This is a genomic window from Virgibacillus oceani (genome assembly GCF_014638995.1).
GTDB classification, from domain to species: domain Bacteria; phylum Bacillota; class Bacilli; order Bacillales; family Amphibacillaceae; genus Virgibacillus_E; species Virgibacillus_E oceani.
Window position 1 is genome coordinate 108,825 of the sequence record NZ_BMFR01000005.1, and the last position, 25,021, is coordinate 133,845.

The 25,021-nt window shown below is 34.2% G+C and carries 19 protein-coding genes and 1 pseudogene; 4 read left to right on the forward strand and 16 right to left on the reverse strand.

What is annotated here, in order from left to right; all coding sequences use genetic code 11:
- The first annotated feature begins 190 nt into the window (after positions 1-190).
- Positions 191-757 carry a glycerol-3-phosphate responsive antiterminator gene (locus IEV74_RS08520; protein WP_188454956.1) on the forward strand — a complete coding sequence of 189 codons (567 nt, stop codon included), beginning with the start codon at positions 191-193 and terminating at the stop codon, positions 755-757.
- On the opposite strand, the gene IEV74_RS08525 is transcribed toward IEV74_RS08520, so the two are convergent.
- The 4 genes from IEV74_RS08525 to IEV74_RS08540 all read right to left on the reverse strand — a co-directional run bounded on the left by IEV74_RS08525 (position 752) and on the right by IEV74_RS08540 (position 5,597).
- Complete coding sequence (locus tag IEV74_RS08525; RefSeq protein ID WP_188454957.1) at positions 752-1,528, reverse strand: HAD-IIA family hydrolase; 777 nt, start codon at positions 1,526-1,528, stop codon at positions 752-754. The two genes, IEV74_RS08520 and IEV74_RS08525, sit on opposite strands and share 6 nt — an antisense overlap.
- A gap of 192 nt (positions 1,529-1,720) precedes the next feature.
- Positions 1,721-3,421: an ABC transporter permease gene (locus IEV74_RS08530; RefSeq protein WP_188454958.1), complete on the reverse strand. Its 1,701-nt coding sequence runs from the start codon at positions 3,419-3,421 to the stop codon at positions 1,721-1,723.
- Positions 3,418-4,575, reverse strand: coding sequence for an ABC transporter ATP-binding protein (locus tag IEV74_RS08535; protein WP_229683102.1), 1,158 nt, complete (start codon positions 4,573-4,575; stop codon positions 3,418-3,420). The genes IEV74_RS08530 and IEV74_RS08535 overlap by 4 nt, the downstream gene beginning before the upstream one ends.
- Positions 4,554-5,597 (reverse strand): ABC transporter substrate-binding protein, encoded by a 1,044-nt coding sequence (locus IEV74_RS08540; protein WP_188454959.1) that lies wholly within the window; start codon positions 5,595-5,597, stop codon positions 4,554-4,556. The genes IEV74_RS08535 and IEV74_RS08540 overlap by 22 nt, the downstream gene beginning before the upstream one ends.
- A 288-nt stretch (positions 5,598-5,885) precedes the next feature.
- Between IEV74_RS08540 and IEV74_RS08545 the strand changes: the two genes are divergently transcribed.
- Positions 5,886-6,776, forward strand: a complete 891-nt coding sequence (locus IEV74_RS08545) for a glycerophosphodiester phosphodiesterase (RefSeq protein ID WP_188455035.1) — start codon at positions 5,886-5,888, stop codon at positions 6,774-6,776.
- Positions 6,777-6,862: 86 nt separating this feature from the next.
- Here IEV74_RS08545 and panD read toward each other — a convergent pair.
- Both panD and IEV74_RS08555 read right to left on the reverse strand, forming a co-directional pair.
- Positions 6,863-7,257, reverse strand: a pseudogene (panD, locus tag IEV74_RS08550) (aspartate 1-decarboxylase).
- A 346-nt stretch (positions 7,258-7,603) separates the two neighbouring features.
- Entirely contained in the window at positions 7,604-8,797 is a 1,194-nt protein-coding gene (locus IEV74_RS08555) for a flagellin N-terminal helical domain-containing protein (RefSeq protein ID WP_188454960.1), read from the reverse strand.
- A 608-nt stretch (positions 8,798-9,405) separates the two neighbouring features.
- On the opposite strand from IEV74_RS08555, the gene IEV74_RS08560 reads away from it, so the two are divergent.
- Positions 9,406-12,393, forward strand: a complete 2,988-nt coding sequence (locus IEV74_RS08560; protein ID WP_188454961.1) for an EAL domain-containing protein — start codon at positions 9,406-9,408, stop codon at positions 12,391-12,393.
- 32 nt (positions 12,394-12,425) lie between these two features.
- Positions 12,426-12,560, forward strand: a complete 135-nt coding sequence (gene sda / locus IEV74_RS08565) for a sporulation histidine kinase inhibitor Sda (protein ID WP_188454962.1) — start codon at positions 12,426-12,428, stop codon at positions 12,558-12,560.
- A 96-nt stretch (positions 12,561-12,656) separates the two neighbouring features.
- On the opposite strand, the gene IEV74_RS08570 is transcribed toward sda, so the two are convergent.
- From IEV74_RS08570 to IEV74_RS08615, 10 genes are all read right to left on the reverse strand, one after another.
- A complete protein-coding gene (locus tag IEV74_RS08570; RefSeq protein WP_188454963.1) occupies positions 12,657-13,838 on the reverse strand; it encodes a DHHW family protein in 1,182 nt (393 codons plus the stop codon).
- A 31-nt stretch (positions 13,839-13,869) separates the two neighbouring features.
- On the reverse strand, positions 13,870-15,297 hold the full coding sequence (locus IEV74_RS08575; RefSeq protein ID WP_188454964.1) for an MBOAT family O-acyltransferase: 1,428 nt from the start codon (positions 15,295-15,297) through the stop codon (positions 13,870-13,872).
- A gap of 142 nt (positions 15,298-15,439) precedes the next feature.
- Positions 15,440-16,588, reverse strand: a complete 1,149-nt coding sequence (locus IEV74_RS08580; RefSeq protein WP_188454965.1) for a DegT/DnrJ/EryC1/StrS family aminotransferase — start codon at positions 16,586-16,588, stop codon at positions 15,440-15,442.
- 28 nt (positions 16,589-16,616) lie between these two features.
- Positions 16,617-17,237, reverse strand: coding sequence for an acetyltransferase (locus IEV74_RS08585; protein WP_188454966.1), 621 nt, complete (start codon positions 17,235-17,237; stop codon positions 16,617-16,619).
- Positions 17,230-17,844, reverse strand: coding sequence for a sugar transferase (locus IEV74_RS08590; RefSeq protein WP_308418985.1), 615 nt, complete (start codon positions 17,842-17,844; stop codon positions 17,230-17,232). Before IEV74_RS08590 ends, IEV74_RS08585 begins: the two co-directional genes overlap by 8 nt.
- A gap of 54 nt (positions 17,845-17,898) precedes the next feature.
- Positions 17,899-19,197 carry a lipopolysaccharide biosynthesis protein gene (locus tag IEV74_RS08595; RefSeq protein WP_188454967.1) on the reverse strand — a complete coding sequence of 433 codons (1,299 nt, stop codon included), beginning with the start codon at positions 19,195-19,197 and terminating at the stop codon, positions 17,899-17,901.
- A gap of 45 nt (positions 19,198-19,242) precedes the next feature.
- Positions 19,243-21,057 carry an asparagine synthetase B family protein gene (locus tag IEV74_RS08600; protein WP_188454968.1) on the reverse strand — a complete coding sequence of 605 codons (1,815 nt, stop codon included), beginning with the start codon at positions 21,055-21,057 and terminating at the stop codon, positions 19,243-19,245.
- A 196-nt stretch (positions 21,058-21,253) separates the two neighbouring features.
- On the reverse strand, positions 21,254-22,522 hold the full coding sequence (locus IEV74_RS08605; protein ID WP_188454969.1) for an O-antigen polymerase: 1,269 nt from the start codon (positions 22,520-22,522) through the stop codon (positions 21,254-21,256).
- A complete protein-coding gene (locus IEV74_RS08610; protein ID WP_188454970.1) occupies positions 22,512-23,660 on the reverse strand; it encodes a glycosyltransferase in 1,149 nt (382 codons plus the stop codon). The genes IEV74_RS08605 and IEV74_RS08610 overlap by 11 nt, the downstream gene beginning before the upstream one ends.
- A gap of 46 nt (positions 23,661-23,706) precedes the next feature.
- The gene (locus tag IEV74_RS08615; RefSeq protein ID WP_188454971.1) at positions 23,707-25,020 is read right to left on the reverse strand and encodes a nucleotide sugar dehydrogenase; all 1,314 of its coding nucleotides are present in this window, start codon (positions 25,018-25,020) and stop codon (positions 23,707-23,709) included.
- Position 25,021 lies beyond the last annotated feature (1 nt).

Consider the following 25,021-nt stretch of genomic DNA (forward strand, 5'->3'; position numbering starts at 1 on the left):
TAAAAAGTAATTTCCAAGATTTCCATTTTTATATATTTTATTAGAATAATCATACATTAATCTTTTTGGAACGTAAATAGACCTATTATCCCTATGTGATGGCAGTTTTCTTTTGGTTTGCATGATGCAAAGTATTATATGTTAAAATTGTCTAAAATCAATACCAATTCATAACTAAGGTGGCATTTAAATGGATAAAATGGTGGATATTGTTCAATCACAAGTAATTGCATCTGTCAAAGAAGAGCAGGATTTAGATAAAGCTATTCTATCAGGTTCTAACATTATCTTTCTGTTAACAGGAAATTTGATCACAACAAAAGATTATTTAGACCGGTTGGAAAAGGCAAATAAAACGACATTTATTCATGTTGATTTTATTGACGGACTTTCAAATTCCAGAAGCGCCATAAAATACATAGCGGATATGTGGAATCCTCAGGGAATTATTACAACAAAAAGCAATTTAATTACATTTGCAAAAGAAGAAGGCTTAATGACTATCCAGCGAATATTTCTAATTGATCGTAACGCAATGAATAAAGGAATTGAAATCGCACACCATTGCAGGCCTCATGCAATTGAAATTCTTCCTGGTTTAATGCCCGATATTATTGACGATTTAACCAAATTAACCTACCTGCCAATAATTGCAGGCGGGCTAATAAAGAACAAAGAAGAAATACTAAATGGCCTAGAAGCAGGTGCATTAGCTATTTCCTCCGGTGACCCAAAGTTATGGAATTTACATTTATAAATTCACAACCCCTTTAATACTGTCCAGTACTATCGATGGTTTTTCTAGAGCAGTTTTCAGCATATCCGTTTTCGTAACGCCTGTAAGAACAAGAACCGATTGCAATCCGTAATCAAGCCCCATTTTGATATCTGTTTCCAATCTGTCCCCAATAATATAACATTGTTCAGGTGGCAGCTTCAGTATTTCGGACACAATAAATTTGGCAGCATGTACGGAAGGCTTCCCAAGGATCAATTCAACCTTTTCACCTGTCGCTCCCTCCATTGCCCCTATCATCGCACCGCAATCTGGAACCTGCCCACCTTCAACCGGACAAGTTCTATCAGGATTGGTAGCAATAACACGCGCACCATTCCGCCAAGCTTGAAATGCATTATTTAACTTGGCATAGGTAAATTGACGATCCCACCCCAAAACTACATAGCTAGCATCCTTACTATTTTCTGTAATGGGAATACCAAAATTTGTTAACTCGTCAAACAAGGGTTTTTCACCAATAACCATAACTTTTTCATTATTTGTCAATTTAAACTGTAAATACCTTGCAGCTAAATAGTTCGAATTGATAACTTCATCCCTATTGGTGTCGATTCCTAATCGATTCAATTTATCTACATAGTTATTGATCGTTTCAACTGATTTGTTCGTTAGGAAGACTACCCTATCTCCACGTTCCCTTAACTGGTTAATGGTTTCCGCTGCCCCTTCAATAAGTTTATTGTCTAAATAAACGGTACCATCCAAATCAAAAATAAACCCCTTAGCCATTTTACTCCCCCTATATCATCTGCCCACCTTCAAATTACCACGATTCCCTGAATTTCGTAATATGTCGCTTTTGACTCAACTATGTTATCCATGACAAAAGGTCAGGTGGGACAAGGGGTCAGTCCCTCTGTCCCGGGACGCGGGGACTGACCCCTTGTCCCACCCACCACCGCCTGTCCCTTTGTCCTACTGCTATAATTCCTTCCTTGAAAATCGGTTGGCTATTGCCTGGAGTACTAGCACTAATACAACTAGGACGATCGACATCGCTGCTGCGGAGTAGTATTCCGCTCTTAGAATGTTTTGGAAGATAGCTAGACTCATTGGTGCCCATTCTGCGGGTGCCATTAAAATCGTAATACTCGTTTCCTTGATTACGGTGATAAATACTAAAATGGAACCTGCTGCAATTCCCGGCAGCATTAATGGGCCGATTACAGTGACAGCTGCGGTCAATGTTGATGCCCCTAAGTTAACGGCAGCTTCTTCAATATCCCCTTTGATGGACTTCATCGTTCCAACCGTCGACCTGACCATATATGGAAGTCGTCTGATGGAATACGCAATTATTAATATCGCCGCAGTACCCGTCAGCTGTAACGGTGCTGTATTGAACGTCTGAATCAAGGCAATCCCGAATGCGATGCCCGGAACGATGAGCGGCACTGTTGTCATGAAATCCAGTCCAGTTGAATTTTGCCGGACAACAAAATAGGATACAAATGTGGCAATGATAATACTTAACACCAATGCCCCTAGTGCCAGGATGATACTGTTTTGAATGTTACCAAGTGAGTTCGTAAAAATATCCTTATAATGGTTTAATGTATATCCAGCTGGTAACGGATCAACTCCCCATGTCGTTGCGATCGACTGCATAAACACGGTCAGCATCGCCAGCAATGGTACAAGCACTACAAAGCCTGCAAAAACGGATAATGATCCTGACAGCAATTTATTGTCATTCATTTTCACTTGTTTTGGCTTTCCCGATAATGCCCCATAGTCTTTTCCTTTAAAGAAATGGTTTTGCAGCCAGAATACAAAGCCTGCCACCGCGATCATGATGACCGTCAGGATTGCTGCTCCACCCCAATTGAAGAATCCAGCAATTTCACGGTATGCTTCTACAACCAGTAAATTCAAATCAGTTGGGGCTAATATAATCGGTGTTCCAAAATCGGAAAAGCTTACCGCAAAAATTACCAATGCAGTAGAAAGCATTCCCGGTATAGCTAACGGAAATGTTACGGTAACAAAAGTAAGCCAGCTTTTCGAACCCATATTTCTTGACGCCTCTTCCAATGAAACATCACTAACTTTAAAGGTAGCAACCATTGGCCAAAGTGCATATGGGAAAAAGAAAAATACTTGTACCAAAACAATTCCCGTAAACGAATACGGGTCAATTAGAAATCCTTCTCCGCCCAAAGAATTATATAAATAGGTTACCCAGCCCGCTCTGCCAAACATAATAATAAATGCATATGCCGATATAAACGTAGGTACAATTAATGGAATCGTACACAATGCACTAATTGTTTTCTTGAATGGCATTTTCGTCCTGGCTATTCCGTAAGCTATTGGAACACAAACGATCAGCACAATAATAGAAACTAAGAATGATAGCCTTAGACTGTTCAATAATGCGCTAAAATACGTACCATTGGAAAAAACCGATTTAAAATTATCTACTGTAGCATGCGTAAATTGACTAACCGTATGCTGCAATGTTTCCATACTAATGAGTGATCCAAACAGGTTAATCGGTTCATTCGTAAAGCTAACCAAAAACACCGATAGCAATGGAATGATCAGGAACAGGATAAAGAAGGCATAGATGACTAGCTTTACAATGCCGATTCCAGTAAAATTCCGCTTCAGCCATTTCATATGAGCAGCACCCTTTCAGGTGATACGCCCAGTTTTACTGATGTTCCAGCTTTTAAAATATTTTTTCCCGATTCATACGTTGTATCTGCCGTTAGTGTATAGTCCCCAACCTTGATATCATACCGAACGATCGAGCCTAAATACGTAGCAAACAATATTTCTCCCTCAAATGAATTATCATATTCCTTTGATTCTTCCTTTAAAACATTGATATTTTCTGGTCTAATAATTACCTGGACCGCTTTTTTATCAGCGGTTGAAACAGATTTTACCACCTGATTGCCAATTTGGATTACCGATAACCCATCTTCCGGATCAAGCATTTCTCCGGGGATAATGTTAGATGTTCCAACAAAATCAGCAATAAACGGGGTCCTGGGATTACTGTACAAGTCTGTCGGTGTTCCAATTTGCAGAATCTCTCCCTCATTCATTACCGCAACACGATCCGCCATGCTCATCGCTTCTTCCTGGTCATGTGTCACAAAAATCGTTGTAATTTTTAAATCCTGTTGTATCTTCCGGATGGTATTCCGCATCGTATGCCTGAGTTTTTGATCTAAGTTGGATAACGGCTCGTCCATCAGAAGTACTTCCGGCTCCATAACTAAAGCCCTGGCGAGTGCGACCCGTTGCTGCTGCCCACCAGACAGTGCACTCGTCAACTTTTTGGCATGCTCGGTTAATTCAACGTATTCCAGAATATCCCTAACCTTTTTTTCTATATCCTTAGGGTATTTCACCAGTCGGCTATTAAGCATTCTTGTATATGTCGCCATTTTCTTAAGGACATTGCTACCCTTCAGCCTTTTTACATTCAGACTGTAGGCAACATTATCAAAAACATTCATATGCGGAAATAATGCATAGCTTTGAAAAACCATCCCGCAATTCCGTTGGTTTGGGGTTAAACCATTGATGACTTTTTCCCCTATTCGAATCACGCCACTCGTTGGCTTTTCAAATCCAGCAATACACCGCATTGTGGTCGTTTTCCCACACCCAGATGGACCCAAAAGGGCGAAAAACTCGCCCTCTTTGATGTCCAAATTTATATTTTGCAGAACAGTTACACCGGAAAAATCCTTTGTAAGTTTTTCGACTACAACTGATCCCATGCTATCAACGTCCTTTACTGTATTTTCGTTTTCCACTCATCCCTGATTCGATCGTAGTTTTCATTCACCCAATCAATATCTAAATCAACAGCATGTTCTTTAATTTTGTCTAATGATAGTGGTGTCTTAGATTCCACTTCCGGGTTAATCGGAATATGGTACCAGTCGGCCAAAATTTGCTGCGCGTCTTTGCCTAGCATAAAGTCCATAAATTTCTTTCCGCCCTCAGGATTCGGTCCATCTTTAACAAGTGTTACTGGATTAACAAGAATTGGCGTTTTTTCTGGAACAATAAAGTCTACTGTCTCCCCATTTGCCTGATGTTCATACGCCATAAAATCAAAGCCTACCGCAATATGCGCCTCCCCCATTGCAGCACCCTTAGTCGGGCCAGACCCTGAATCAGGAATAGAATTCGCCTGATCCTTTAATTTTTGGAAATACTCCCAGCCCACTTCTTCCCCATGCTGCATCATGTAGCTTAATACCATTAACGTAGCCGTCCCAGACGCTGCCGGGTTAGGAAATTGAATTTTTCCCTTCCATTTTGGATCCAGTAAATCCTCCCATGTCTTTGGTGCCTCCTCTTCAGAGACTAACTCCGTATTGTAGGCAAAACCGAGCACGAACATTTCAGCACCAACATAATACCCATCCTGATGCTTCACCTTGATCCCGTTCTCTACCACTTCCCAATCCTTAGCACTCTCAGGTATGTAGGATGTAATAATGTCTTTATCAACCGCTGCTTCAAATGGCAGAATACCACCGCCCCCATACCAGACATCTGCCTGTGGATTGCCTTTCTCCGCCATCATTTTGTTCACCAATACGTTTGTCCCAGCATAATTCACATTAACCTTCGTCCCATAGAGCTCTTCATATTTTGCAGCTAATTCCTTTGAAAGCTCAGGTGTTTCAGGTGAATATAACGTTATAGGCTTTCCACCTTCCTTACCGCCTTCTCCACCAGAGGATTCTTCCCCAGCACAAGCACTAAGCAAAAATAGACTCAACACAAAACAAATAGATATAACTAGTGATACTGACCTTTTCAAATAAAACTACCCCCTCGTTTCTAGTTCTCTAATGAATATATGAAACTAATTTGTTTTTATGTAATAAATAAAACAAGTTCATTTTTCTTGAAAAATATCCCAAAATCCTTATAGGACATAAGTCACCTGAGTCTAATTAACTATAATTTAAATCACTTAATCTGTTTTTTGACATTATTCTGATAGTTGGATACTATTGGAACTATTAAAGGGAAAGGAGGGGAAATACTCTAGTAAACTCTATTTTTCATCTGAGATAATTCATACATTCAAATGAATTTAAAGGAGATGGAAAAATTGAAGAAGTTAGCTTTTAGCTTAGTGATTCTATTAATCTTCACAATCTTTTTATTGCCAAGCAAAAATGCAGCTTTCGCATCAGAGGGACCGAGTCTGAATCCTAACCGTATTTTAAATGTAGCCCATCGCGGTGCATCCGGATATGCCCCGGAGCATACGATTCCTTCCTACGCATTAGGAGAGAAAATGAAAGGCGATTATATCGAAGTCGACCTGCAAATGACAAAAGACGGAACATTAATTGCCATGCATGATGAAAGGGTAGATCGGACTACAGATGGGACAGGCTATGTGAAAGACATGACTTTAGCAGAAATTAAGCAGCTTGACGCAGGATCATGGTTCAACGAAAAGTATCCTGAAAAGGCAAAAGCAGAATATGAAGGGTTACAAGTCCCTACATTAGAAGAGGTCATTCAGGAATTCGGCAGAGGATCACGTTACTATATCGAAACAAAATCCCCTGAGGTTTATCCTGGAATGGAAGAAGAGTTGCTGAGAATTTTAAATAAATATAAATTAATCGGACCGAATGCACCATCTAGTAAAGTGCTCATTCAATCCTTTAGTCCGGAAAGTCTATTAATCGTACATTCTATGAATCCCAACATTCCACTCGTTCAATTGATTTCGTATTCCAAACCTGCAACCATAACCGATGAAGAATTAGATGAAATTGCTGCATATGCCATTGGAATAGGTGCAAGCCATACAAAAATTGACGAGGCATATGTCCAAAAGGTTCGGCAACATGATCTGTTAATGCATCCTTATACGGTCAATACAAGAGAGGATATGGAAAAGGTGCTGGATTGGGGCGTTACGGGGATGTTTACGAATTATCCGGATGTGTTGGAGGAGGTTTTGAGGGAGAGGTAGATAAAAGGCAGACCGGAGCTGATAATGCCACTGGTCTGCTTTGTTTTATATATTTAGAATTAACGTCCATTCTTCTTAATTCACAATTATATCTTTACACCTTCTGGCCAATGTAAATCATGCTCCTCTATACTAGTAATCTCGTTATTTTCATCAACAAATACAACTTTTGGTTTTAGGTCTTCTATCTCCTCGTCAGTCATCATCCCAAGACTCAAAATAATGACTATATCTCCCGGTGAAAATAGATGTGCAGGAGGACCATTTAAGCAAATACGTTTTGAACCTTCAGGGGCGGGAATTGCATACGTCTTCCATCTCGTTGCATTTTTTAAGCTTGTAATTTGCACCATTTCATATGGTTTAATATTAGCTTCTTTCATTAATGTATAATCAATCGTTATACTGCCAACATAGTCTAGTTCCGCTTCCGTTACTATAGCTCTGTGGATTTTTCTCCTTTACACATTAGGCGTTGCATTGGTGAATCCTCCTTTAGACATTTCCTAACTTAGTCGTAAATTATAAAGTAAATATAAACAAATTTCAACATTATCCTATAAGCAAATTTATTGAATTCATGAATCTAATATTATATAGATGATCCGCGGCTAAATTATCATTAAACCACTGGTCAGGTTTAGCATACTGTTAGGAGAAAACTTAATAATATCCCTATCCCGTTTAGTTCCACGAATATGACAGAGTCCCTATTTCTCAAGTCACTGTTATTGTAATACAGCATCCATACATTACGACACCTTCATGTTAATATATACAAAAAAGAGACCCTAGCAAAACTAGAGTCCCTCTTAAATAATCCAAAATTAACGTAAAAGTTGTAATACTCCCTGCGGTTGTTGATTAGCTTGTGCCAACATAGCTTGTGCTGCTTGAGTTAGAATGTTGTTCTTAGTGAACGCCATCATTTCTTTAGCCATGTCAACGTCACGGATACGAGATTCGGCTGCAGTTAGGTTTTCTGCTGAAGTACCTAAGTTATTAATTGTGTGATCTAATCGGTTTTGGTAAGCACCAAGGTTTGAACGTTGTGCAGATACCTCTTCAATCGCATCATTGATAATAGTAATTGCATTCGCAGCACTTTCATGTGTAGATACATCTAGTGCAGCTTCAACGGTTGTATTGTTCGTACCGTCCGTAACATTATTAGAATCAGTAAAATTAGGATCTCCTGCAGTTCCTGTTAAACCAAGTGCTTTTGCTCTCATATCGTCAATTTGAATCGACATACTTTGTCCTTCGTTTGCACCAACTTGGAAGGTAGCATTAAACCCAGTACCTATCGTTACTTCAGGTGCCGCATTACCAGAAGCTGTTTGTTCAGTAATAGTAATTTCCGTACCTGTAACAGCTGCTGTATAAGTAGTTCCATTGTCTAATGCATCTTTTATTGCTGTAGCTGTTTCATTATCATCGGCACCGATTGTAAAATCAGTCCCCTCAGTTAAAGTGACATTCCCTATAGTTATGGTATCACCTGCTTTAACGCTACCTCCAATATCAAAAGTATATACTCCAGGAGTACCGGGTGCGGTCGCATCACTAGCAGTATCCTCAGTTACAGCAATGTCGGTCAATTCTCCACCTTTTAATAATTTTTGAGTATTAAACTCAGTTGTATTACCAATACGATTGATTTCAGATGTTAATTGATTTATTTCTTTTTGAATTTCGTTACGATCTGATTCTGTATTCGTATCGTTCGCTGCTTGAGTAGCTAGTTCTCGCATACGTTGAAGAATGCTATGTGTTTCATTCAATGCACCTTCAGCTGTTTGAATCATGGAAATACCGTCTTGTGCATTTGTTTGCGCTTGTTCCAATCCGCGAATTTGTCCACGCATTTTTTCAGAAATTGCCAATCCCGCTGCATCATCAGCAGCGTTGTTGATACGTAAACCTGATGATAGCTTTTGTAAAGAGTTAGAAGCATTTGCTTGGTTACCAGTCAATTGACGATAAGTATTCAATGCCGCAATGTTGTGATTAATTCTCATTTTTTCCTACCTCCATGTTTTTGTTTTTTCAGCAAGCCACATCCATTTGCCTTGCTTATATAATGACTCTAATGTATAGAGTTATTACCCTTAAATATTTCTCCACGAACAATATTAGATTCCCGTGAAGCCTTAATCCGTAGTTATAAAAAGCTACTTAAATCCGCTTTTATTCAACCACTTCAATTTCAATCTTTCTTCCATTACCATCGATGATAAAAAGTTTTTCACCCGGGCTTCTTTCTAACATTAATACCATGGCAAATCATCCACTTTGATGATTCTAATTTATATATCGGCTTGCTTATAGAATGTTTAAATGCTTTTAATAAATTTTGTATTAATTTTTTAGTAGAATTAAACTGCCCTTCTAAAAAATGTTTACACATTCTTTTATACGGTATAGGTAATTTGATCGATGCCCATGGTAATGAACTCTGCTAATCTACTTGCACTATGATTTTAAATACATCGAAACATATAAACTTTTTAAAATGATTAAAAAATCCCTTTTCTTATTTAGGGCTTTTACACTATAATAGATTTATTACAATATTGTTACAATTTTATTACATCCACAATACTTTAGTTTAGAAAGGGGAATTTTTATGACGAATTACACTCCAAAAAAAGCAAACTTCCTAAAACATCTATTTAAGAAAAATACTAATGCCGATTCATACCTGGATGAACAGGAGATGGATGAAAATGTACTATTACACTATTATTCATCCTTGGCTTTTTATCACCCTGGTTTAATTGTCGTTTTCTCCCCTGATGGCGAGATTCTATCGCATAACAGGAAAAGTATTAACGAATTTTTGGGATACTCGCCACGAAAAAAACTAAACTATAAAGAACTTGTTACTGAACAAACCTATACCATTCTAGCAGCAGCCTTTTATAACACATTAAAAGGAACTACAGAACGGCATGAAATAGCTGTAAAAAACAAGCATGATCAATCCATTTATGCAGTAGTAACGTTCATCCCTATTAAAAAGGCAAACAACGATGTGGAAGGTGTCTACTTAATTATTGAAGATATTACAGAATATAAAAAGCTTACACAAACACTTGAAATAAATGAAAAACACTTAGTACATGCGCAGCAAATAGCGAATGTTGGAAGCTGGGAATATTTCATTGATGAGAATAAATTGAGCTGTTCCGATTACTTCTTTGCTATTTTTGGTTTTGATAAAACAGAGGCTATCCCTATAGAAAAACCATTTGAATTTGTTCATCCGGATGATTATCAGAAGACACATGAAATCTTCTATCAATCTATGAAAAAAGGGATTGGCTTTACGGCAGAATATCGCATCTACCATGGCAAAACAAATGAACAACGCTACATACGAGCACAAGCAGAAGTGATTTGGAAGGATGATAAACCATATAAAATGGTTGGAGTGATTAAGGATCAAACTGCCACTAAACAGCTGGAAATCGAATTAGAAACCACAAACAAAGACTTAAAGTATATATTTGATAATCTAAATGTTGGAATTTGGATGCGGGAATCCTTGAATGGGAAAATCACATATGCCTCAGAAGGATTAGTCGAAATTCTCCAAATCCCGCTATTTGATTTATACGATAACCCCGATACCTGGAAAGAGATGATCCTACCAGAAGATCGCAAAGAAGTATTTGATGAATTTGCATTACTGAGTGAAGGAAAAAGAATACAAATCAGCTATCGCATAAATTGTGGAGACGGTACAACGAAGTGGATTTTGGAACAAACCATTCCAAGAATGAACGATAAAGGTGAAATTACAAACTTATTCGGAATGGTTACCGATATCACCACAGAAATGGAAATTAGGGAGCAGCTTAATTTCTTCGCTACCCATGATACGTTAACAGCATTGCCAAATCAGCGCAGCCTGTACGAACAAATGGATAGTCTATGTAAAAATACTGCAGTACCATTTACTACCTTATATTTGGATTTGGACAGATTTAATCTGATCAACGATTCGTTAGGCTATCAAATTGGGGATGAGGTATTAAAACAGGTTGCAAGCAGACTTAAATCTATATTGCCAGAAGATGGATACGTAGCCCGCTTAAGCAGCAATGATTTTATCATGATCATGGAAGATTATCCAAGTAAGGAATATATTTTTTCATTAGCCGAAAATATTATTAACCATATCGAGGAACCATTAAACATTAAGGATTATGAATTAAATATAACAACAAGTATTGGTATTAGTTTTTTTCCAGAGGATGGCGATAATAAATTAACGTTGCTGGAAAATGCGCATTCTGCTTTGTACCATGCAAAGCACCAGGGGAAAAATAACTATCAGCTTTACTCCTTTTCAAGAGATATTTCTTCCTATAAAAAATTTGTCCTAGAGAAAGATATGCGAAAAGCAATTGTCAATGAAGAGTTTGAGTTATATTTTCAGCCACAGGTTGAAGCAACGAGTGGAGTCATTCGAAGTGCCGAGGCATTGATTCGCTGGAACCATCAGGAATGGGGATTGGTCTCACCTGGTGAATTCATTCCATTGGCGGAAGAGAATCACCTTATTCACCATATTAGTGATTGGGTCATTCGAAAGGTTTGCGCACAACTAAGGGAATGGATGGACAAGGGATACACATTACGCCCTATAGCAATCAATATTTCGCCAATCCGTTTTTTAAAGAAAGGATTGGTAGATTTAGTCAAAATGCAGTTAGAGCTTTTTCAAGTTCCTGCAAAATATTTGGAGATTGAAATCACGGAAGGTTCGTTGCTGAAAAGTGAAAAAGGAGTACTTTCTACCCTAGAAGGTTTACAGAAACTGGGTGTAAAAATTGCTATTGATGATTTCGGCACAGGCTATGCGTCGCTAAATTATTTACAGGAATACCATGCAGACACACTAAAAATTGATCAGGTATTTATTCAAAACATTAACCATGATAACAAAAAAGGCAATGCGATTATATCCGCAATATTGCATTTAGCAAAAGGCTTGGACATGACTGTTGTAGCAGAGGGTGTTGAAGATCCTGTTCAATTCGAATTTTTAAAGCAAAGAGAATGTGATTTAATACAAGGCTACCTGTTTTCAAAGCCAGTTCCATTAGAAACATATGAACAAATGATGCAGACCGGTTATTTAAAACCTGCAAAACAAAAAGATAGTATAGCAGCCATAGAGGAAAGACGGGACTATTATCGATTTGATCTCCCTTATGCTCTACTTGGGGAAATGGCAATTAAGGAAGTAAATAAACGCAAGGTAAATCTTGGGTCTGCACAGATATTGATTGAAAATATTAGTGTGGGCGGACTAAAAATGCTATCTTCTTTAAAATTACCCGTAAATTCTCCAATGAAATTTCTGTTTACGTTCACACTGATGAATGAAACTTTTGATTTGTACGGGGAATTATCCTGGAAAAGTGAAGGAAAAGGAGACACCTTCTTTTATGGTATAGAGTTTGATACAACCGACGCAGACAAAGACCGACTTGCAAATGTTATTAATAAAATGACTGTTTTGCGAAATCTTAGTCAGGAAATTCCTGATACGGATTTTATTGATGGGGATCCTTATTTATATTTACGTAGGAATTCGTTGTAAACAATTAATATTACTATATAGGAGATTACAGCATGCAATGTTTAAGCGACCATACATTAATCGATGCTTATGAAAAAGCAATGGAATTGAATTTAGATAGGAACTTTATTATCTTATTGGTAAATGAGGTTAGTCGGAGGGGAATTTACCTAAAAATAACTGAATAGAATCAGTTACTATATTTGATGGGGCAGTGAAAATAACAAAAAGCAGCCCAGTGTTTATAACCAAACCAGTCTGCTTTTTGTTATTTGTATAATATACTATTCCCCGAACTCTACAAACGATGGTGTTAACACGATCGAATTTATATTATGAATAAATAAAACATTATCGATATCATGTTCTTCAATATACGCATAGATGCTTTCTTTATCATAATGTCTTAGATCCAATATCCTTGTTTCACTAAAATTTCTCACTACAAATTGTAACATTGAATTTGCGTAGGAATCTTTTAATATCAGCAATTTAGTATCATTACCAACGTTTGGATTCCTTACTATTCCCTCTGAAAAATCCCCTGAGAAATAGACCCTGTATTTATTTGCATAGACATCTTTAGATGATAGTTCTTCCATATCATACATGGACTTGTCACATTTATTCCGGTAGCATATTTCCAATGGTTTTTCATCAAATTTAGGTCTAACTACAGTTAAAGAGTCCGCCTTTTTTGCATATGTTTTTGTTGTTTTTCTTGCATCCGAACCATAGAATGGTTCTCCCATCTCTTCCCACGTAAATTGATCATGTGAGATAGCCTGCGGAAGTGAACGATTATCCTCACGCATCTGATTCATTATTTCTTCATAAGCATAATGTGCCGCTTTAGGTTTCCAATGATGATCAGTATAAAAATAAAGATTGCTTTCATCCATATGATCTTTTATAGTCCCCCGAAGATCAATTCCCTTAACCGGGGATTTAATTTGATCCATCAGCCTGTCAGATAAATCATTTCCGTAACTCTCTACATAGTCGGGTAATTTATACTCCATCATTGTTGTTTTATTTGGAGTTAATGCAAAATAAACATTAATATCCTCATTGCTTAATTTTTCCCCAAAGCTATTAATTTTTGCAGCTATTTCCTTTGGAGTTAACCCATGATCCGAGGGAACAACAGGATCCATTAAATAACCGTCGTCATGTACATAGATGGATTGAATAACATCTTTCTGCAATACAAATTTATTAACAACTGCATTATACTCAATCATTTGATTACGTGCAGGAAACTGGTCCGTATAATATGCTCCAAATCGTTTGAAATAATCTCCTGACAATAGACTTTGCAATGTAGCATCTGGGCGCTGATCTAGTTTTCTATTTTCGAGCTCGGATTGTGCCTTATCCGGCGAAACGAAATAAATAATTCCAATCACAAATATCACTAAAAAAAACGATATTACTACTAGTGTATCTCCAATTTTTTTCTTCATAAAATTTTCCTTTCCATTGTTCCATCAACCCTTAGAAGCGGAAATAAATAAATGGATTGAATGTACTAGAAATCAAATAAACCAGGGATAGGAAAAATACCCCTAAAACATATACATTCATAGAAAATTGCTTTCCAACAATATATACTGCTTTTGACTCGATAGATTTTGCATTGATCCACTGCGCTATAGCTTTTAATACGGGCATTGATCCGATAATTCCAATGAGCAAAATAATACCATGCTGTGATGTATAAAATACTGCCTGGCTATCCCATAATCCCTTACCATTAAACGCAAACATTACTTGGATATAGGAAAATGCATAACTGAATGTTTCAGATCTAAAGAAGACCCAGCCAATAATTACAATTAATAATGTATAGATATGCTGGATGAATTTAGGAAGCTGTTTTAAGACTTTTCCCAAGAAAGCCTTTTCCAGCATGATAAAAACCCCATAATAAAGCCCCCATGCTATAAATGTCCAACTGGCACCATGCCAAATTCCAGTAGCAAGCCAAACAATAAACAAATTTCGATACGTATTAAATCTGCCTGCCCGGTTACCTCCGAGTGGAATGTATACATAATCACGGAACCAAGAACCTAGAGAGATATGCCATCTTCTCCAAAATTCACTGATTGAACGAGAAAAGTATGGGAAATTGAAGTTCTCTAAGAAATCAAATCCTAAAATTTTCCCCAGACCTATCGCCATATCCGAGTATCCCGAAAAGTCGAAATAGATCTGCAACGTATATGCAATGATGCCAATCCATGCAACCCCTGCCGACATTTCCGATGGCTGCATGTTAAATATTTGATCTGCAACATACCCACAATTATTTGCAATAAGCACCTTTTTACCCAAACCAATGATGAATCGCTTGACACCATAAGAAATCCGTTCAAAATTGGATATTCTTTTAGTGATTTGGTCTGCAACTGTCTGGTAGCGGACAATTGGCCCAGCAATTAGCTGTGGAAACAAAGATATATATAATGCTAGATTAAGTGGATTTTTTTGGACCTTTCCATCTTTTCTATAAACATCGATTACATAACTCATCGCCTGGAACGTAAAGAATGATATCCCTATAGGCAACGGTATATCTGGAATGGAAATAGAAATGTTAAATAGATAATTTATATTATCTACTAAGAAATTAGCATATTTGAAAAAACCTAAAAGCAAAAGGTTACTTACAACCATTAAGCCAATAATCATTTTTGCTTTAGATTTATTTTCCCGATTCAGGTCGACAATAAGTCCAAATATATAATTTATCAAAATCGACACGAGCATTAATAATACAAATTTGGGCTCTCCCCAAGCATAAAAAAACAAACTTGCACCGAGTAATACGGTATTTTTAAATTTTCTAGGTGATATAAAATATAAAACAAACACTACTGGTAAAAATAAAAATAAAAAAACACTTGAGCTAAATACCATACGATTAATCCTTTCAATTTAATAGAACTCTTGTAATATATCATTTATGGTAGAAATAAAATGTTAAAGAACTAAGCAAGTTAAATGCTGCTTAGTTCCTTTTAATTCCAACACTTGTTATACTATAATTTTTATTTTTCAATTACATCTTAAAAAGATTGCGTATTATGTCTATTACTCGATCTTGATCTTCCATATTCATATTCGATCCAGATGGTAAACAAAAACCAAATTCAAATAAAAAGTCTGATACACTATTGCCTTCTTCATGTGGATAATAATCTACTCCAGCAAAAAGTGGTTGTAAATGCATTGGTTTCCATACAGGACGGGCCTCAATATTTTCTTCAGCCAATTTTTCAATAATTTCATGACGCGAAACTCCAGTTTGTTTAGGGTCGATAGTAAGCGCAGTCAACCAACGATTAGATTTTGTATTTTCAAGCTCTGGTTGAAAATCAATTCCTGGAATATTATTAAATGCTTCAAAATATTTATCGAAAACTGCTCTTCGCTGTTGTACTCGTTTATCCAGTACTTCCAGTTGTGCACGACCGATACCAGCAACAATATTACTCATTCGGTAGTTATATCCGAGTTCACTATGCTGATAATGAATTGCAGAATCACGTGCTTGAGTTGCTAAAAACCGTGCTTTCCTTAATGACTTTTCATCATTAGATACTAGTGCACCGCCACCTGAAGTAGTGATAATTTTGTTTCCATTAAATGAAAAAATACCGTATCGACCAAATGTACCACTTTTTCCCCCTTTATATTCACTACCTAACGATTCAGCTGCATCTTCTACTATAGGCACCCCGTAGGAGTCGCATATTTCTATTAACTCATCCATACGTGCACTTTGACCATAAAGATTTACAATGATAACTGCTTTTGGCAATTTATCATTTTTATATGCTTCTTTAAGTGCACGTTTTAATGCTTTTGGAGACATATTCCACGTTGACAATTCGGAATCAATCAACACTGGCAGTGCCCCTTGATATAATATAGGATTCACACTAGCAACAAATGTTAATGATGAACAAAAAACACTATCATCTGGACCAACATTTAGAAGTCTTAATGCTAAATGAATTGCTGCAGTACCTGAAGTAACAACAGCAGCTCCAGTAGTGGCGTTATAATTTGCTAATTCTTTTTCTAATCCATCCACATTATTACCTAGAGGTGCAATCCAGTTTAAATCGAATGCTTCTTGAATATATTTTTGTTCGTTTCCGCTCATGTGTGGGGATGAGAGGAAAAGTCTGTCTGGTTTTAGCATGAATTTTTCATCCCTTTTAGTATCTATTTTATTTTATTACCTTTGCTGGTACTCCTACTGCTGTAACATTATCATCCAAATCACCCACCACAACTGCACCAGCTCCTACCGTATTCCAACTACCAATATTCATAACGGGAATCACCACAGCTCCCGCTCCAATATGCGTCCCTTCTCCGACACTAACTACACCTGATAGAGTTGCACTAGGAGAAACATGTACAAAATCGGATAAGATATTATCATGCTCTACAACTGAATTTGTATTAACAATACAATGGTTTCCAATAGTAGTGTCAGCATTAATTACCACATTGGGCATGACTACTGTTCCATATCCAATTTTAGCTCCCTTACTTATAACAGCACTTGGATGAATTAGCGTTACGTACTGTTCAATAGGTATAGAAAATTTTTTGAACAACTTTTTACGAACATAGTTATTACCAATTGCTATACAAAATTTATATTCTTTCAAATTCAGACTGTCTAGCAAGCTAGTGTTAGCATATATGATTTTATCTAATTTTTCAGTTTGATCAATAGCATCATCAACAATCGCGTATAAATCCATTTCCATTTCCAGAGCAACAATATCTTTAATAACCTTACTATGACCACCAGCACCGATTAAAATTAATTTAGACATTCTTAGAAACCTTCTTTTCTGATGTACCTTTAAATTTCTCCATTGTTGCTTGACCATGCTGATTAATTCCTTCAGATTTAAATACTTTTATTATGGTTAAAAAAAGAATTTTAATATCCAACCAAAATGATTGATTTTCTACATACCATATATCCAATTTAAACTTTTCTTCCCAGCTAATAGTATTACGACCATTAACTTGTGCCCACCCTGTGATACCTGGTTTTACTTCATGTCGACGGGCTTGTTCAGACGTATATAAAAGTAGGTATTCCATTAATAATGGACGAGGTCCTACTAGACTGATATCACCTTTTAATACATTGAACAATTGAGGTAGTTCATCCAAACTTAGTTTTCTAATTCTCTTACCCAATTTCGTCAATCGAAGATAATCAGGCAAAATTTCTCCATTTTTATCCCGCTCGTCTGTCATGGTTCTAAATTTATAAAGATAAAATGGTTTACCATTTAAACCTGGTCGTTTTTGTTTGAATAAAATTGGTGTACCTAGTTTATATTTTATTACGATTGCTATTAATAATATTAATAATGACAGGAGAATTAGTGACAACAATGAAATAAAAAAGTCAAGAAACCTTTTAATTTTCAACACCTCTTTTTAAAAACCGGGGGTTCAACACACCCCTTAGTATTACGTTTATTTAACCTTATTTAATTTATCATATTTCTTACTTATTTTAAGAGTTTTTAATATCAGGAAAATATTAAGTAATGCACCTGACACCCCAAAAAATGCGACAGCCACAATATCATCTGCAAATACATAGTAACCAATTATTAAAACTAAAACACGTGTTATTAAGGTTATAAGGGTAAATGTTAAGTGAAAAGCCTGCGCCGATAATACGGGAAGGGATTTAACCGCTGGTCTATTTATAAACATAAAGAATGACCATAGAGCAATCCATCTTGCGTATTCACCGGCAACTACCCATTCTTCACCAAAAACAAAACTAAAAATCCAAGGACCAAATATAATTACTATACCAAATGGTATAATTCCAATCAGAAAAAGTAATGTAGTCGCTTTTTTAATTAAAATTGTTAAATTTTCATCTTTATTTGCTGCTTGAGAAATTCTTGGATAAAATACATCACCAATTGCCTTGCCAATAAGTTGTGAAGGTGCACCTAGTGCAGTTTTAGCAATTGTGTAAAACCCCGCTGAAGCAGGGCCGAAAAAACTTGATAGTAATAAGATTGGTAAACTTTGTGATGCTGCATTCAAAAAAACCTCTGGAGCTCTATAAATAGGAAAATCATTATATGTCTTAGCAAGACTCTTAATAGAAATGTTCTTTTTACTTAAGTTTATTGATTTTTTGTAATTTGAATTTCTTACAATTAAGATCATTATAATAGCTTTCAATCCATTACCTAAAGCTGATAAAGTAATAAGAACTGTAGCTACTGGATAAAATATCCCAATACCAATTATACTCCCTTGTAAAATTAGCGCATGCAAAAATATTGTTTTAGCAGTAATCCTAAATTGATTAGTACGGTAAAGCCATTGTTCAATAACTTGTAAAATACCTGAAGATAAAATAACTAAAGGTATTAAAAATAAATAAGAAGAAACTTCCTTAATTTGAAATAAGTCAACAATTGGTTGTTTTAAAAATAATAAAGTGAAGGTTATAATAATTGTGATTATTACAGAAACATACAAGGAAAGGTAAATTAATCCTTTAGCATCCTTATCACTCTTAGGCAGGACTATTGCAATAGGATAAGTTAATGCTGAAATAGGTACAATAACTCCTACAATTGCCATGAACACACCCATTAATCCATACACTTCTGGACCGTATAGTCGAGTTATAATAGGAGATAATAACATAGTGATTACTTGAGCTGTAGCTGTTCCAGAAGCAATAATTGTTACATTTCGGATAAAAGGTCGTTTTATAAACCGTAATATTTTATCTTTCATTTAATGACTCTTCCCTCTCATAATCCAAACAATAATGCAATTTTTTTATTTATTAATTTTTTCTTGTAACATTTTATACCATTCACCGAAAGTTAATATTGAAAATAATATTCTTTCATGATTTTTTTTACCTTGTAAATGTTCCTCAAATAATTTTAATAAATAATCCCGGTTAAACATTTCATCTCTTAATACTTCCTTATTATTAAGTATGTTTAAAATTCTATCTTGAATTTTTTTGTTTTCTATAATTAATTTAGAATAATTTGGCCAAGAACTATTTTCAGATTTATAATTCTTAGATTTAAATAATTTATGAAAAACCCTATTAAAAGTTGTGGTTATCCAATGAAATATATAACTTCTTTTTAAGCTTAATCTAGAATTCGCGACAGGAATGTTTCCAAGTTCAGGATCCATCTGAGTAATTGATTTTCTTAACAAGGTTCCATTACTTCTATATTTTACAGGTACTTTCAACATTAAATCGATTATTCTATTATCATAAATAGTTCTATATTTAATTTCATTGTTAATACATAGCTGATTTAAATGAGAATTATACCTTCCATAGGAGTCACAAGCTAAATAATCAATTGCCTCTTGATGGTTTACTTGAGTAGTTTTAAAGTTTTTAAATAGCATGTCACTAAAGGTTTCCTTTATTATCGCATCAGTATCAATATCTAATTCTCTATTAAATATTTTATCAATTCCAGCTATTTTCCGCGGAAAATTGTTAGATATTGTTTCTAAAACACTGTTAGTACGTCTCGACAAAAATGGTAGAGCCAATTTATAATTTCGTACTTTTATATTTTTGTTTATAAATTTTGTTCCCTGCCAAATCTGTTCTATTAAAGATCCATTAAAGATAACATCAACATTTTTAGATATCTGATCAAAATAACCTATAAAATGGCCATTAAGGTAATTGTACATACCATCTCCTATCTCAACAGAATCATTTATTATAGTATAGTAATGATCTTTATCTCTTTGAATAAAATTAAACTGCGCTTCCTTATAGTCTGATATAGTTTTTGCTATTCTACATTCAATATTGTAAGAGTCCCCCAATGTATATACTTCAGATATTTTTTTTTGGGTATCACCCGCCATAATTGCTCTTGAATCCATACCCCCGCTCAAAAAAATACCATATTTATAATTATCTTTAGTTTTAAATTCAACAATCTCTTTTATATGCATACTTAAACTAGAAATATAATCTTTCTTTCTAAAATTGTTATCTATATTTTGTTTATATGTCCAATATTTATAAGAAACTAATTCTGAGTTACTTATAGTGGTGAAAGTTGCCTTTTCAAAAGCTGAAACTTTATTTAGAAAAGTCTTAGTTCCAAACACCATTTGTAGACTAAAAAATTCTGCTACTGCTTTATAATTAATGTCTGGTTCTAAATCAACATATTTTGCTATTTCAGTCAATCGATTAGAAAAAATAATCTTTTTATCATCAGAGAAATAATATAAAGGTCTAGTTAAAAATCTGTCAGTAATAATTTTTAATTCATTATTTTTATAATCATAAAGAATTAGATTAAATGACCCGTTTAAATCATTTAAAATATCTAGGTTACTGTCTTTAACACTTTTAATTACCTGTTCCAAATAAGCTAAATTATTTATTGATACACTAAGATCATTATTATATACCTCTCCATCAACTATAAGTACAATTCCCAAGTTAGGAAAATCTGTAATATATAAATCATTACTATCAACTTTATAGTCTATCTGAAATTTTGAATCTATTTTTTCAGAGATAGAATCGATCATTACTTTATTAGTTGAAATAGCATCTTCAAAACAAAACTCTCCAAGATACTTTCTCATGTTACTTCCCCCCTGTTTTCTGAAATTGAGCATTTATTTTTTCTCTTAAGTTTGCATTCTTCATTGTATTCCTTATTAAAGGACGTAAGTCTCCTTGCTGAAATTGATTTTTAAAGACTATAGAAATAAAATTTTAATCACACAACATTCTCAAGTAACCTGTCCAAAAGCTACTAGAATACTCACCAATATAAAGTTAATTTTTTACATTTAAATTTTCCTTATCCGATGGAATGAAAAAATATCCAAAAATAAGCAAAAATAACAATCCATGTGTTACAAATAATGTTTCAATAAAAGAAGTATTGATAACATAGATAAAACTGAACACAATCCCAAAATAAGAAGGTTTAAAATTAAGTTGTTTTATTACAAATATTATAAATGCAAATATAACCGAACTTAAAACTACTCCCAAGGTTCCAAAACTTAAAAAACCTTCAGTAAAAATACCTACATTTGCAGATAAACCTTCAGTGCCAATTACATTTTCACCAATAAATTGAGGTATAAAAACTTCGTAATCATTTATTCCTAATATTTTTGATACTCTAGAATGTTTAAAAAAAGTAAAGTTATCATCAAAGTAATCATAATACACTTGAAATAATCTTGCAGGGGTGAAAAAAACCCTTCTAAGATAATCAGCTATTAAATATGATCCTATTGTTAAATATTGAAAAAGGGACAAAGAAAAAGTTATTAGTAAGGCACATAAAAAAAATGTATTTTTTTTAAAGTAGTTACCTTTTATAAAGAATATGCTTGCCGCAAAACCAATAAGAATGCTTTTCACTGCTCCGTTCAATAAAAAGATCATTACAATGCTTAAAGCTGAGAATAAAGTTAATAACTTCTTTTTATTATTAATTGAGTAAATAAATAAAAATGGCAGCAATACCCTTGACAAAGGTGAAAAAAGATATCCAATTAAAAAATTTGAGCTATCGTTTCCAGATTGTCTGGTATCATAAATATCAACAAAGAACAGATTTTTCCAATTTATAGTATTGATATTTTGAAAGTAAGGCAAAATTAATAAAACTGTTATAAAAAGTAAAAAAAGATAAGTATATGGGTCTTGTAAATTAATTTTAATTCTTTTAAATTTCCTTACTTTATTTTTGCTAAAAATATCAATTATGAAAATAAAAACAATAGGTATAGCGATATATACTATTAATATAAAATTTGAATCATTAAATATATAAAAAATGGTTTGTCCAAATAATAATAGAACTAGTGAAATATTATAAATTAAACTATAAAAATTACTTCTTATAAAAATTCCAAATACTATTAACAAGATAACTATAAATGTCGCGATAATAAGTTTACTTAATGAATAATATTGGAATTGAAATCCAAGATAATCAAATTTTATTGCAATTATGTATCTGTAAACAACTGTTGAAATAATATATATTATAAATAAAAGCAGGCTTCGTTTAATATTACCTTTCAATTGAATTATCCTTCCAGTACAGATTCCTAATTTTCTCAGTAATAAGTTCCCATTTAAATTCTTTTGACCTTATAAAGCAGTTGTTTGAAATTTGTTCATAATTATTCAATATTTTCTTTATTGTGTTACAAATCATCTTTACATTATAAGGATCAATTGAGTATCCTACTTCACCTTCCTCAAAAAAACCATCAATCCCTTGTCGCTGGCTATAAATTACAGGTAAGCCTCTAGACATTGATTCAATATATACCAATCCAAAGGTTTCCTTAAATGAAGGCAGAATAAAAACATCACTAGTATCCATAATTGCTGAAATAATCTCCTTATTACTTAAATAACCATGAAATACAACCTCTTTATCCATCCCCAAATTCTTACACATTTGTTTATGTTTATCTTCAAGTGGACCGTTTCCAATTACATTTAATAAAACACTATAGCCCTCTTCACGAAGTTTATTACATGCAGTTATTACCGTTCCTAAATTTTTATTTTCATCAATTAACCCCATGAAAAGCAAATTCACTTCTTTAGATCCCAAATCGCTTTTTTTTGTTATAATATTTTCATGCCAATAATCATCAATACCATTTGGAATCACATAGGATTTTTCTTTAATTTGCCTTAACATACCCGATGGCAAAAGCGAAAGCATTTGTTCTTTATATGCATGGGATATGAATATAATAGCACTAGCATTTAATAGTACTTTATACATAAATGGCCTTAAATGAATTCCATACCTATAAAAAGTATTAATATCTGTATTACGAACGGTCACTATATAATCAATCCCATATTTTCGATGAATTTTATAGGCAGTCCCTCCATCACTGAATACCGTATGAGCATGAATAAAATCAATACTTTTATTAACAAGTATTGATTTTTCTATTTCTTTCATTTGTTTATAAATTTTATTAAAGTAAAAAACTTTATCATGTTTTTTTAAGATATTTTTATAATAGTAATTAACTGTATTAAAATCAGATGATAACTGGTTCTTCCCAATATGTTCACTGTTTTTTATAGGTATAAACACTTCCTGCATAATACCTTTAAACGATAACTGCTTTATTAAATTCATATATAATTTATTTCCTATATAATAAGAACAAATATGCAAAATCCGCATTCATACCATCCCTAAAATTCAAATTATAAAGATTCTTTTACAGGAACTATAAACTCCAATAAACATATCCTTTTGACTCACACTCTTTTCTACTCATTACACTTTTTATATCTATTAAAACTTTTTTATCATCTACATATAATCTATCTAAGAAATCAAGTCCATAATCCTCTTTGAACTCATTATGGGAAACAGCTAGTACTGCAGAGTTTATATTTACTAAATCTTCTCTCTCCACTAGATTAATTCTATATTCTCTCCATACTTCTTCTTTATCTGCTACTGGATCGTGAACTAACACGTCTACTCCAAACTCTTCTAATTCTTTAATAATATCAATAACCTTAGTATTTCTAACATCAGGACAGTTTTCTTTGAATGTTATTCCAAATATCGCCGCTTTTGCTCCTTTAACAGGTTGTTCTGCTTTTATTAGTTTTTTAATAACATTATGTGCAACATATTTTCCCATATCATCATTTATTTTCCTTCCAGATAGAATAATCTGGGAATGATAACCTAACTGTTCTGCCTTATAAGTAAAGTAGTAAGGATCAACTCCTATACAATGTCCACCAACAAGGCCAGGTGTAAATTTCAAAAAATTCCATTTAGTACCAGCTGCTTCTAATACTGCTTTAGTATCAATATCCATTTTATTAAAAACCATGGAAAGTTCGTTCATAAAAGCAATATTTATATCTCTTTGAGAGTTTTCAATTACCTTTGAGGCCTCAGCGACTTTAATTGATTCTGCTTTATGAACACCCACTTCAATAATTGACTCATATACTTTTGAAATTATTTCAAGAGACGCCTCGTCAGATCCAGATACAACCTTAACTATTTTTGTTAAGGTATTTACTTTATCACCGGGGTTAATACGTTCGGGAGAATATCCGACCTTAAAATCTTTACCAAACTTCAAACCCGATTCCTTTTCAAGTATAGGTATACACATTTCTTCAGTTGTTCCAGGGTATACAGTGGATTCGTAGACAACTATTGATCCCTTAGTAAGATTTCTTCCTACAGTTTTGCTTGCTCCTAATACCGGAGCCAAGTCTGGTGTTTTGTCGTTATTAATTGGAGTCGGTACAGCTACAATATGAAATTTACAATCTCTTAATTTATCTTCTTCACTAGTAAAATTCATTGTGGTATTTTTTATTGCATCATCCCCAATTTCTTCTGTTACATCTATACCAGATAAATACTTTTCTAATTTCCTAGAATTGACATCAAACCCTACAACATCAAATTTTTTAGCAAATTCAATTGCTAAAGGAAGCCCAACGTATCCTAAACCAATAACAGAAATTTTTTCTTCTTTATTTAATAATTTATGATATATATTCATT

Coding starts and splice junctions, on each gene's coding strand:
- IEV74_RS08520 (WP_188454956.1), top strand. CDS start 191: ATGGATAAAATGGTGGATATTGTTCAATCACAAGTAATTGCATCTGTC.
- IEV74_RS08525 (WP_188454957.1), bottom strand. CDS start 1,528: ATGGCTAAGGGGTTTATTTTTGATTTGGATGGTACCGTTTATTTAGAC.
- IEV74_RS08530 (WP_188454958.1), bottom strand. CDS start 3,421: ATGAAATGGCTGAAGCGGAATTTTACTGGAATCGGCATTGTAAAGCTA.
- IEV74_RS08545 (WP_188455035.1), top strand. CDS start 5,886: ATGGAAAAATTGAAGAAGTTAGCTTTTAGCTTAGTGATTCTATTAATC.
- IEV74_RS08555 (WP_188454960.1), bottom strand. CDS start 8,797: ATGAGAATTAATCACAACATTGCGGCATTGAATACTTATCGTCAATTG.
- IEV74_RS08560 (WP_188454961.1), top strand. CDS start 9,406: ATGACGAATTACACTCCAAAAAAAGCAAACTTCCTAAAACATCTATTT.
- sda (WP_188454962.1), top strand. CDS start 12,426: ATGCAATGTTTAAGCGACCATACATTAATCGATGCTTATGAAAAAGCA.
- IEV74_RS08570 (WP_188454963.1), bottom strand. CDS start 13,838: ATGAAGAAAAAAATTGGAGATACACTAGTAGTAATATCGTTTTTTTTA.
- IEV74_RS08575 (WP_188454964.1), bottom strand. CDS start 15,297: ATGGTATTTAGCTCAAGTGTTTTTTTATTTTTATTTTTACCAGTAGTG.
- IEV74_RS08580 (WP_188454965.1), bottom strand. CDS start 16,588: ATGCTAAAACCAGACAGACTTTTCCTCTCATCCCCACACATGAGCGGA.
- IEV74_RS08585 (WP_188454966.1), bottom strand. CDS start 17,237: ATGTCTAAATTAATTTTAATCGGTGCTGGTGGTCATAGTAAGGTTATT.
- IEV74_RS08595 (WP_188454967.1), bottom strand. CDS start 19,197: ATGAAAGATAAAATATTACGGTTTATAAAACGACCTTTTATCCGAAAT.
- IEV74_RS08600 (WP_188454968.1), bottom strand. CDS start 21,057: ATGAGAAAGTATCTTGGAGAGTTTTGTTTTGAAGATGCTATTTCAACT.
- IEV74_RS08610 (WP_188454970.1), bottom strand. CDS start 23,660: ATGCGGATTTTGCATATTTGTTCTTATTATATAGGAAATAAATTATAT.
- IEV74_RS08615 (WP_188454971.1), bottom strand. CDS start 25,020: ATGAATATATATCATAAATTATTAAATAAAGAAGAAAAAATTTCTGTT.